Origin of the sequence: Ornithinimicrobium sp. (assembly GCF_035267225.1) — a bacterium.
GTDB lineage: Bacteria > Actinomycetota > Actinomycetes > Actinomycetales > Dermatophilaceae > Ornithinicoccus.
In genome coordinates, this window is the sequence record NZ_DATFMA010000065.1 from 1 (window position 1) to 10,817 (window position 10,817).

Genomic DNA, 10,817 nt, shown 5'->3' on the forward strand with positions numbered 1-10,817 from the left:
CGGCCGGCCACCGTTGTGCTCACCGACATCTCGACCGCGACCGGAGTGCGAGCGGCCCACTCGCTAGCGAGGAAGCGCTCCTGCAGTGACCCCAGGTCTCCGTCGATGGGCCAGGTGTCCTCCTCAGCGCCGTCGGCCTGCCAGTCGAGCAGCACCGGCACGTTGTAGTGCTGCTCGACCCAGGCGTGGAACCGGGTGCCCACCTCGGCGGCCGGGCTGGGGGGTGCGGGCATCGGACGACGCAAGCGACGAGCGAACCGCTCGGGATCGGCGGCGAGGGCGAGCCAGGAGGACGTGGACAGCCGCGAGGGCGGGGCCGGTCGACGACCCCGGTGGCGCGCGCCCTGCCGTTCCTCGCGTTCGGCCAGCAGCATGGCGATGAGCTCGTCGCGCTGGTCGGGCTCACGCGGGCCGCGGCCACCGTGCCAATCTGCTGCGATGTCGGAATCCCCTGTCACCTCCCTGATGGTGCTCGGGGTTGCCAGCACGGTCTCGACGAGGTCCGTCATCGTGGCTCGTCGCTGCCCCGGCACGGCCGGCCACTGCGCTCGTTCGGCCGCAGCGGCCAACGGGTTCTCGACGCTCTCGTCGACCGGCATCGGCGTCCAGGGCCCGTGAGACAGCCCACCCGCAGATCGTGCGGCGTCAGCGTCCACCACCTCACCCAAGAAGCGTGAGGTGACCCGCGGGCGGGTGGTGGTCGACCAGACAGGGGCACTGAGCAGCATCTCCCGCCGCGCCCTCGTCATCGCGACATACGCCAGCCGACGTTCCTCGCGAACCCGATGCTCGATTCCGGCGGTCGCGAACTGCGCCAGTGCGCTCTTGAGCGCGGCCGCGTCGGGTTGGCCGGCCAGGTCCAGCTCCGGCAGGCCCTCACGGTCACCCCGCAGGGGATAGGGCAGGGCACCGATCCCACTACGCCATCCGTTCACGGCGTGCGGACGGTAGGACCACTGCGGCACCGGGTCGGCCTGCGAGGAGCGGGACGGGTGCGAGCGCGACCTCCCCGGGAGTACGGGAAACACTCCCTCAGCCAGGCCCGGCACCGCGACCACATCCCATTCCAGACCCTTGGCTGCGTGCACGGTCATCAGCTGCACGGCGCCGGTCTGCACGCTGACCTCCGCCAGCTCGGGCACCTCGACGTCCTCCAGTGCCCGTTCGTGCTCCCGGGCGGCGTCCAGCCACGACAGGAAGCCGCCGAGCGTGGGCCGGTCAGCGGTGGCGGCGAAGGCAGACGCCACCTCCACCAGCGCGTCCAGGTGCGCACGGGCCCATCCGGGCGCGACGTCGGGGTCCGCGGAGACCTCGATGTCCAGGCCCAGGGCGCGTTCGGCCTCGATAAGCAGGTCCGCCAACGGTAGCCCCACCAGCGACCGAAGCCGGGTGACCGCCCGGCTCAGACCAGTCAGCCTCCGGTGCGCCGTGTCGGTGAGGCCGGCGCCGTGCGAGGAGAACCAGCCGGGCGGGGGCAGCCGGTCCAGCGCCTCGCCCAGGGTGGCTTCCTCCTGCGGGTAGTCCGCCACGAGGTGCCGGGCCCAGGACCACAGCGCGCTCACGTCGGCCGCCCCGAGCCGGCCGACCGGACCCACCAGGAGGCGCATCACCGCGTCTCCGCGGCTCGGCTCCTGCACGACCCACAGCAGCGAGACGATGTCGATCAGCTCGGGCGCGTCGAGCAGACCACCCAATCCGACGATCTCCACCGGCAGACCCTCACGTCGCAGGGCGGTGGCCAACGGCTCGAACTGCGACCGGTTGCGACACAGCACCGCGGCGCTGCTGCCCGTCCATCGTCCCTGCGCGTCCAGCCACCGGCTCGCTACCCAGCGGGCGACCTCGACGGCTTCGTCGAGGTGGGTCGGGGAGCGGAGCACGCGCACGTCCCCCTCGGGCGCGCCGGGGGCGGGCCGCAGCTTGCTCACCGGAATCGTGCCGTCGCGCCGCAGCGGCTCGGCCACCGTGTTGGCGACCTCGAGCACCCTCCGCGCGTTGCGCCAGGAGGTGCTCAGCGAGCGCACCGGGGTCTGGTCCTCCCCCGTGGGTGCGAACCGGTGCGGGAACCGGCGCAAGGTCGTCGCGCTCGCGCCACGCCATCCGTAGATCGACTGGTGTGGGTCGCCCACGGCCACCACAGGAACCCCCGGCGAAGCCGCGCTCTGGTCGTCGGGCGACGCGGCTGCCCCCGCCCCGGGCCGGGGTGCGAACAGCGAGCTGAGCAGGACCATCTGCGCCTCTGAGGTGTCCTGGAACTCGTCCAGGAGCACGGCCCGGAAGCGGGACCGCTCGCTGACCCCTACTGCGGGGACGTCGCGAGCCAACCGAGCGGCCACCGCAACCTGGTCGCCGAAGTCGACCGCGGCTCGAGCCCGCTTGGCCTCGCGGTAGGCCGTGACCAGCGGAAGCACGAGGGCTTTCCTCGCCAGCTCGCCCGCCACCTCGATGGCGGCGGTGCGCCTGCTGGTACCCGGACCCGGCGGCAGCTGCTCCAGTGTCTCGACGTGGTCGAGGAGCCACTCGTGGACCTCGTGTGGCTCCACCAGATGCTCACTCAACGCCGCCGACAGGTCCAACACCGCTTGGACGACGGTGTTCTCGGCCAGCTCCAGACCCGGCATGGGACCGGTCCAGGTGTGGACGACCTGGTGGGCCAGCTGCCAGCAGGCCGCCTCCGAGAGCACTCGCGCGTGCGGCTCCACCCCGATCCGCAGGCCGTGCTCGGCGACCAGGCGACCCGCATAGGCGTGGTAGGTGGACACGGTCGGGCTCTCCAGTACAGCCCCCAGGCCGACGTCCGGGTCGACCTCGGCACCGGGGGTAGCAGTCGAGGCTGGAGGACCCATCAGGCCGCTGCGACGCAGCCCGCGGAGCCGGTCGCCGAGACGTGTCGACAGCTCGATCGACGCCTTGCGGGTGAAGGTCAGCCCCAGCACCTCGTGCGGCAGCACGTGGCCGTTGGCGACCAGCCACAGCACCCGCGTCGCCATCGTCTCGGTCTTGCCTGATCCGGCACCGGCGACGACGAGCATCGAGGTGACCGGCGCCTCGATGACAGCTGCCTGCTCCGCGGTAGGAGGTGGCGCTCCGAGCGCGTCAGCGATCTGTCGTGCGGTCAGCGTGGCTCGCCCTTGCTGGCTCGACCAGGTCGCGAGCGTCACCGCCGGTCTCCCTCCGGCCGCAGTGGGCAGCACGTCTTGACCGCACAGCTGCGGCACCAGGAGCCGACCGTCGCGGGGAAGACCGCTCCGGCCATCCCCGTCGCGGCGCTCTCGAGGGCTCGGTGAGCCCAGGTCGGGTCCTCGGCTGCCTCCACCGAGGGCTGGCGCTGAGGCTGTCCGCTCTGCACACCGGCGGAACCCAGGTGAGCCAATGCCGCTCCCGCGCTCCGCGCGGGGAAACCGGTCACCGGCGCGAGGCCCCCTTCCACCACCGCCACCTGGTATGCGGCGAGCTGAGGATGGTGTCCGATCTCGTCCTTCGTCGGCTTGCTCGACCCCGTCTTGAGGTCCACGACAAGGTAGGAGCCGTCCGCGGTGCGCTCCAGACGGTCGACGCGCCCGTGCAGACGCGCGCGTCCGACGTCCACCGACGCCGGCACCTCGACCGCGGCCAGCTCGCGCCCCTGCGCCTCGGCTCCGTCCCGGTACGCGACGAAGCGCTCGAGCATCCGAGCCGCCCGGCGCTGCTGGCGTTCGGCCACCCATGACTCCCCTGCCGCCACCTCGGACCAGCGAGCCTCCAGGCGAGCGATGAGCTCGGCGCGGTCGGCGCGGGGGTGGCTGGCCACGATGTCGTGCACCAAGGTGCCGACCGCGCTGCTCAACCGCGGCCCCGCGTCGCCGCCGTGCTGCGTGAGCAGCCAGCGCAACGCGCACTCCTGGTAGGTCTGCAGGGTCGACGGGGAGACGGGCACCGGCCCGGTGGGCACCCTGGGCGTGTCGTCGGAGACCGCCCTGGCGTCGAGCCACGTCGAGGGGTCGGCCCAGGCCACCCCGGCAGCGGACAGCGCGCGCAGCCGCTCCGCGCTCCGTTCACGCGCCTCGAGGTCGCCCGCGCGGTGAGCGCGCACGAGATCACGTCGCACGTCTGCGACGGCGCCGCGCAGGGTCAGCCGTGGCGGCACCACCGGTGCAGCTCGAGTGTCCACCGAGGGCGCTACGAGGTCCATCAACACAGACGGCTGCTCATCCACGCTGGCCACGGCGGTGACCAGAAGTCGCCGCCGGGCTCGGGTGAGTGCCACGTAGAACTGGCGCAGCTCGTCGTCCCACACCTGGCTGCGGGCCGAGCGCAGCCCTTCGGCGCCCTCGACGGGGCGGTGCTGGAGCACGTCCACCAGCGACTCCGAGCCGAGCAGACTGCCCCGTAGCCGCAGATCCGGCCATACCCCCTCCTGCACGCCGACCACGGCCACCATGTCCCACTGACCGCCGCTGGCCGCCTGGGGGGTCAACACGGCGACCTCCTCCGAGGCCGTGCGCTGTGGCGCCAAGGAGTCGGCAGCGACCTCCTGAGCCGCCAGGTGGGTCGCGAAGCCCGCCGGGTCACGGCGCCCGAGGCGCTCGGTGTAGTCCCGCACCGCGGCGAAGAGCACCATGACCACGTCGAGCTGCCGATCGGCGCGGGCACCTGCGGCACCTCCACCCCACACGTCGCGCTCCCACCGTGCTCCGACGCCGCTGCTCTCCCACACCGCCCACAGCAGGCGGTGAGCGCTACGGGAGGGCACCGGGGCTCCGGTGGCATCGACCATGGCCTCACGCCCGGCGCGCAGCACCCGGGCTACGCGTGCGACCGGCACCAGATCGGGATCCAGCCCGGGTGCTGACCATCCCGGCTCGAGAACCCACCGGCCCAGGAGCGCATCGGTGCTCGTGGGCGCCGCGCGGGGTCCCACGGTCGGGGAGAAGTGTCGGCGCGCCGACCGGCGCAACCGGCGCATGGCGACGGGGTCGGCCCCGCCGATCGGCGAGGTCAGGAGCTCGCTCACCACCTCGGGCTCGAGACGGTCCACACCGTGCTCGCACCAGCGCACCACGGCCTCGTAGGCCACCACGAAGGGCCGCACCGCCGGGTCGGCCGCGAGCGGACCGTGTGTCGGGGCGCCGCGCACCGGCACCCCCGCCGCCTGCAGTGCCCGGCGCATCGTGGCCTGCCGGGCGCCGGAGCGGGTGATCACCGCCATCGCCGACCAGTCCAGGCCCTCGACGAGGTGCGCGCTCCGGAGCCGATGGGCCACGAGCTCGGCTTCCTGAGACCCACTCGGCATCACGGCGGCTTCGAAGCCGGGTGCGTCGGGTCCAGCGACGGGCTCGATATCGCGCTCATCGAGGCTGGTGGCGGCGCAGTGGAGCGCACGATGATGGCCGCCGGTGCTCAGGCCGATCCGCCGCACCACCTCCTCGGACGCCAGCCTCAAGGACTCCGGCTGACGGTGTGATGCCCGTAGCACGTGACGGCTGACCTGGCGGGCAGGGCCGGGCCTGTTCATCGCCAGCTCCTCGGCCAGCTCGACGAACCGACGTGGAAGCGCGCCCCGAAAGCCGTGCACGGCGGCGTCGCCGTCGCCGGTGAGCAGCACCCGGACTCCGCCGTGGACCATGGTGCGCACGAGATGCGCGGCGGAGGCGGTGAGCTCCTGGGCGTCGTCGACCACCAGCATCCCCAGGTCGTTCGAGACCGCGGAACGCAGATCGGGATCGGCCTCGAGCGCGCCGGCGGCGGCCCGGCAGATCGTTGCGGCGTCGAAGGTGCCCGGGGTCGCCAAGGCAGTGACCTGCTCGTACTCACGAAGCACCTCGGAGGCAGCCACCCAGTGCGCTCGTCCGTGGCGCTCACCCAGGGCACGCAAGGCTGGCGGGTCCACCCCGTGCTCGGCAGCCCGCATCAACAGCTCCCGCAGCTGGGCGCGGAACCCCGCCGTACCCAACGCCATCTGCATCTGTGCCGGCCACGACGGGGAGCCGGGGTGATCCGCGTGCCCTTCCAGCAGCTCACGCAGGATCGCGTCCTGGTCGGCGCCGGTCAGCAACCGAGGGGCGGGGTCGCCGGCCCGCGCGGATGCGCGACGCAGGATCGCGAACGCCAGTGAGGCAGCGGTGCGCACCAACGGCTGCGTGCGGGTTCCGGCGGTGTGAGGTGCGAGCTCGGCACCGAGCCGGTCTGCCTGCACTCGGGTCGGGACCAGCAGCACTGCGGCGCCGGAACCGGCGTCCGCAACGCGATTCGCCACGAACCGGCGGAGACACTCCGCGCCCACTCGCGTCTTGCCCGTCCCGGGAGCGCCGAGCGCGAGGACCACGCGCGCCGGCCCCGCCACGACCGCCGAGACCGCCGCCTGCTGCTCGGGGTCGAGCTGCCACCCGGGACTGAGGTCGAGCTCGACCGGACGGTCAGCGGCGCAGCGGTGTCCCTGCGGTGGATGCGGCATGGGCCCATCAGACCAGTTGCCGCCGACAGGGCCGCCGGCTGTGGCAGCCCGGCGACCGGCGCGAGGCCGGCTGACAGGCATACTGGTCTCGCGCGGGGAACGTCCTCGCACACACGCAGGAGGAGCACAGTGGAAGTACGGATCGGTGTGCGCGAGGTCTCTCGAGAGCTGACCTTCCAGTCGGGGCAGAGCAGCGAGCAGGTGCAGGACGCCGTGCGTGCTGGCCTCACCGGCCAGGACGGGATGATCACCCTGCAGGACGACAAGGGCCGTCAGGTGCTGGTGCCTGCCGGTGCGTTGGCGTACGTCGAGATCGGCGTGCAGGAGAAGGGCAAGGTCGGCTTCGGCTCGGCCTAGGGCACTCTCATGCCCCACACGTGCGGGCTCGCGGCGCGAGTGGTGCGGCCATGACTCTCACGCTGCTGACTGCCCTCATCCTCGGTCTCATCCTCGGCCCCCTGGCCCGGCTGCTCGTCCCCGGGCGGCGGGATATCTCGTTGTTGTTGACCGTGCTCATCGGCGCCTCGGGAGGCCTGGTGGGTGCGGCGGTCGTCGTGGCGGTGGGTGACCGCCCGGGTTTCGACATCCTCGCCCTGCTGGCCGGGCTGGCTGCCGCCGTCGTCCTGGTGGTGTTGTACGGGTTGGTCTTCGGACACGACGAGCCGTCGTCCCGGTAGTTCGCGTGCGGCCCAGTTCGGCGTAGACTCGGCTCATCCAGGTGCCCGGTCGGCACGACCATGACAGATCCGCGCACACGCGCATGCTCGACGCGACACCGCCGAGCGACGAACCTCTCCGATCGGCCCCCACAACCGTCTACGGCAGTGACGCCGCATGACGCCGATCAAGAGAGACCCATGGAAGAGAACCGTAGTTTCGCCGACTTCGACCTGCACCCCGACGTGGTGGCTGCCCTGGCCGAGTCCGGCATCACCCATCCGTTCCCCATCCAGGCGATGACCCTTCCGGTTGCGCTGGGTGGCCACGACATCATCGGCCAGGCCAAGACCGGCACCGGCAAGACACTGGGCTTCGCGCTGCCGATCCTGGAGCACGTCGTGAGTCCCACCGACGAGGGCTTCGCCTCCCTCGTGGCTCCCGGGGCTCCGCAAGCGCTCGCGGTCGCCCCCACGCGTGAGCTGGCCAGCCAGGTGGCCACCGACGTCACGCGCGCCGGTGCGCGACGCGGTGTCCGGGTCCTCACGGTCTACGGCGGTCGTGCCTACGAGCCGCAGATCGAGAGCCTCACGGCCGGCGTCGAGATCGTCGTCGGCACGCCGGGTCGGCTGATCGACCTGGCCGAGAAGGGGCATCTCAACCTGGCCCACGCGCGCACCGTGGTGCTGGACGAGGCCGACGAGATGCTGGACCTCGGCTTCCTGCCCGACGTGCAGAAGATCCTGGCCATGACGCCTGCGGGGCGACAGACGATGCTGTTCAGCGCCACCATGCCGGGCCCCGTGGTCTCGCTCGCCCGCGGGTACATGACCCAGCCCACGCACATCCGCGCGATCACCGAGGGCGACGACCGGCACACGGTCGCCGCCGTCGAGCACTTCGTCTACCGGGCCCACGCGCTGGACAAGGTGGAGATGGTCTCGCGCATCCTCCAGGCGCAGGGGCGCGGGCTCACGATCATCTTCGCCCGGACCAAGCGCACGGCGGCCAAGGTCGCCGACGAGCTGAGCGAGCGGGGCTTCGCGGCGGCCGCGATCCATGGCGACCTCGGGCAGGGAGCCCGGGAGCAGGCGCTGCGGGCCTTCCGCTCGGGCAAGGTCGACGTGCTGGTGGCCACGGACGTCGCCGCGCGCGGGATCGACGTGGAGGCGGTCACCCACGTGATCAACTTCCAGTGCCCCGAGGACGACAAGACCTACCTGCACCGCACGGGACGCACCGGACGCGCGGGGGCGACCGGAGTCGCGGTGACCTTCGTGGACTGGGACGACCTGCACCGGTGGACCCTGATCAACAAGGCGCTCGACCTCGGCATCCCGGAGCCGGAGGAGACCTACTCCTCCTCCCCGCACCTCTACAGCGAGCTCGAGATCCCCCAGGGCACCACCGGAACGCTGCCCAAGTCGTCCCGCACCCGGGCCGGGCTGGCCGCCGAGAAGGTGGAAGACATCGAAGGTGGCCGGGACCGTCCGGGCAGCTCCGGTTCGGGTCGTCAGCGCAGCGGCTCACGTGGCGGTGGCTCTGGCTCAGGCGGCGCCCCTCGCTCCTCCTCGCGAGGACAGGCGAGCCACCGGGAACGCCGGCCCCCACGCACGAGCACGGTCGACACGACCAGCGGAGGCCAGCGTCGGCGACGCCGCCGGGGACGCGGCTCGGGCGGTGCTCAGTCGGGCGCCTCCTCTGCCGACTGAGCGCCCGCAGCGGCAAGCCTGTCCAACCCCGCGCTGCCTGACATGGCCGGGCCGACCTGACGGCCCTGCTCGCAGGACTGCTGCACCGGGCACCACCGGCACAGCGCCGAAGGTCTGGCCTCGAAGGAGGCCGCACCCAGGCCGTGCGCGTCGAAGTCAGTGTGGGCGGCGATGAGGTCCTCGCCGATCGACTCTGCCTCGACCAGCTTGCGCTGCAGCGAGATCTCCGTATGCCGATGAGCGACGTGAGAGCGGGTCGGCAGGTGGTGCAGCTCGACCCGGCGGACTGGCCGGCGGAACATGCGCGACAGCGCGAGGGCGTACAACCCCAGCGCCAGTGAGGTTCGTGCTGCGTGTGGCTCGGGCGGGTTGGCACTGGTCTTGTAGTCGATCACCACGAGCTCACCGTCCCGCTCCTCCACACGGTCCACCCTGCCGCTGATGGCCAGCGTCGCGGTGGGCAGCGCCACGGTGCGCTCCACAGCCATCGGGTCGCGATCGCGGTCGACACCGCGCAGATAGTCGACCAGCCACATGGCGACCCTCCGACGCCACCAGCGCGACTGCTCCACGCCCTCGAAGCCCGATTCCTGCCACACCTCGCCGAGCAGGCCCTGGACGCCGTCCGGCGTCCGGTCGTGCGGCTGCAGGTCCCAGAACCGGCTGAGCGCCGCGTGGGCCGAGTTGCCGATGGAGACGACCGCCCGCTGCGGCGGCATCGGGGGCCGGGGACGGTCGAGGTAGCGCATCCGATAGGCCTTGGGGCAGTCGAGCCACAACGCCAGCCGGGAGGGGCTCACCGTCAGGAGCCGTCCACGTTTCGCCGGGTCGGTGTCGCTCACCCGCGCGACCCCAGCAGGGGGCTTCCCGAACCCATCCCGAGCAGCCGCTCCAGCGTCTCGGGCGCGGTGGTGCACTGGGCCAGCCGGTTCGACTTACCCGTCCCGTGGTAGTCACTCGCGCCGGTCTGCACCAGGCCGCGCCGCGCACTGATCGAGCCGGCAGTCGCGACGGCCTCGGCGTCGTGGTCGGGATGGTGCACCTCCAGGCCGCACAGGCCGACGTCCACGAGGTCGTCGATGTCGGCCTCGGTGAGGACTCTCCCCCGACGGTGGGCGAACGGATGAGCCAGGACTGGGACGCCCCCGGCCGAGCGGACCGTCCCGATCGCCTCGCTCGTCGACGGAGCCCAATGGCGCACGTAATAGGGGCTCGAGGAGTGCAGCAACGTTTCGAATACGGCGTCGCGGTCGGGGAAGGAGCCCGCGCGGACAAGGGCGTCGGCGACGTGGGGTCGACCCAGGGTCGTCCCTGCGCCGGCCCAGGCGACGATCTCGTCGTAGTCGACCGGGTAGCCGTCGGCGGCCAGTAGCTCCACCGTCCGCCGCAGCCGAGCGGTGCGGTGGGCGCGGATGGTGCCCATCATCGCGCCGAGGGTCCGGTCCCACGGGTCGACCAGGTAGGCCAGTAGGTGCACCGACATACCCGCGACCTGCGTGGACAGCTCCACGCCGGGAACGACCGTGATGCCCACCCGTGCGGCTTGCGCGGCCGCGGCGTCCCACCCGTCGACCACGTCGTGGTCGGTCAGACCGAGAACGTCGACCCCCGCACACGAAGCTGCCAGCACCAGGTCGGCAGCCGACTGGGTGCCGTCGCTGTGCGCGGAGTGGGCATGCAGGTCGATCACCGGCGAGGCCGCGGAACCGGTCGTTGACATAGGAGCACCGTAGGTCAACGGACCGACGGCGGGGTGGGCCGGTCAGGCGTGGTACGCACCCAGCGAGCGGCGTCGAGCGCGTAGCGCGGCGCGGTCGAGCCCGAAGCGCCGCTTGGCCGTGTAGCTACCGATGGACAGCCCGGCGGCCAGGCCCAGGCCGACGGCGATGGCGGTCACCATCTGCACCATCGCGGACGTGGCGAGCTCCTCCGGGTTGGTCATGATCAGGAAGATCGCCCGGTAGACCGCCAGGCCCGGCAGCAGGCACCAGATGGCGGCCGTGCTGATCATCAGC

Annotated in this window: 7 protein-coding genes and 1 pseudogene; 3 read left to right on the plus strand and 5 right to left on the minus strand. The window is 72.3% G+C overall.

Annotated elements, in window-relative coordinates; all coding sequences use genetic code 11:
* Nucleotides 1-3,161: ATP-dependent helicase (locus tag VJ976_RS05505; RefSeq protein WP_324099110.1), on the minus strand; the 3,161-nt coding region annotated here is incomplete at its 3' end.
* Complete coding sequence (locus VJ976_RS05510) at nucleotides 3,158-6,433, minus strand: ATP-dependent DNA helicase (protein WP_324099111.1); 3,276 nt, start codon at nucleotides 6,431-6,433, stop codon at nucleotides 3,158-3,160. The genes VJ976_RS05510 and VJ976_RS05505, both read right to left, overlap by 4 nt.
* A gap of 129 nt (nucleotides 6,434-6,562) precedes the next feature.
* On the opposite strand from VJ976_RS05510, the gene VJ976_RS05515 reads away from it, so the two are divergent.
* The 3 genes from VJ976_RS05515 (at nucleotide 6,563) to VJ976_RS05525 (ending at nucleotide 8,802) form a co-directional block, all read left to right on the plus strand.
* Nucleotides 6,563-6,790, plus strand: a complete 228-nt coding sequence (locus VJ976_RS05515) for a DUF3107 domain-containing protein (RefSeq protein ID WP_324099112.1) — start codon at nucleotides 6,563-6,565, stop codon at nucleotides 6,788-6,790.
* 50 nt (nucleotides 6,791-6,840) lie between these two features.
* Complete coding sequence (locus VJ976_RS05520) at nucleotides 6,841-7,110, plus strand: GlsB/YeaQ/YmgE family stress response membrane protein (RefSeq protein WP_324099113.1); 270 nt, start codon at nucleotides 6,841-6,843, stop codon at nucleotides 7,108-7,110.
* A gap of 180 nt (nucleotides 7,111-7,290) precedes the next feature.
* Nucleotides 7,291-8,802, plus strand: coding sequence for a DEAD/DEAH box helicase (locus VJ976_RS05525; protein WP_324099114.1), 1,512 nt, complete (start codon nucleotides 7,291-7,293; stop codon nucleotides 8,800-8,802).
* Here VJ976_RS05525 and VJ976_RS05530 read toward each other — a convergent pair.
* The 3 genes and pseudogenes from VJ976_RS05530 to VJ976_RS05540 form a co-directional block, all read right to left on the minus strand.
* On the minus strand, nucleotides 8,775-9,644 hold the full coding sequence (locus tag VJ976_RS05530; RefSeq protein ID WP_324099115.1) for a PD-(D/E)XK nuclease family protein: 870 nt from the start codon (nucleotides 9,642-9,644) through the stop codon (nucleotides 8,775-8,777). The two genes, VJ976_RS05525 and VJ976_RS05530, sit on opposite strands and share 28 nt — an antisense overlap.
* Nucleotides 9,641-10,522, minus strand: a complete 882-nt coding sequence (locus VJ976_RS05535) for a PHP domain-containing protein (RefSeq protein ID WP_324099116.1) — start codon at nucleotides 10,520-10,522, stop codon at nucleotides 9,641-9,643. Before VJ976_RS05535 ends, VJ976_RS05530 begins: the two co-directional genes overlap by 4 nt.
* A 42-nt stretch (nucleotides 10,523-10,564) precedes the next feature.
* A pseudogene (locus VJ976_RS05540) lies at nucleotides 10,565-10,817 on the minus strand (hypothetical protein); the annotation flags it as partial.

What these genes read in the sequence shown, in the direction of transcription:
- VJ976_RS05535 (WP_324099116.1), bottom strand. Translation starts at nt 10,522, where the DNA reads ATGTCAACGACCGGTTCCGCGGCCTCGCCGGTGATCGACCTGCATGCC.
- VJ976_RS05520 (WP_324099113.1), top strand. Translation starts at nt 6,841, where the DNA reads ATGACTCTCACGCTGCTGACTGCCCTCATCCTCGGTCTCATCCTCGGC.
- VJ976_RS05510 (WP_324099111.1), bottom strand. Translation starts at nt 6,433, where the DNA reads ATGCCGCATCCACCGCAGGGACACCGCTGCGCCGCTGACCGTCCGGTC.
- VJ976_RS05525 (WP_324099114.1), top strand. Translation starts at nt 7,291, where the DNA reads ATGGAAGAGAACCGTAGTTTCGCCGACTTCGACCTGCACCCCGACGTG.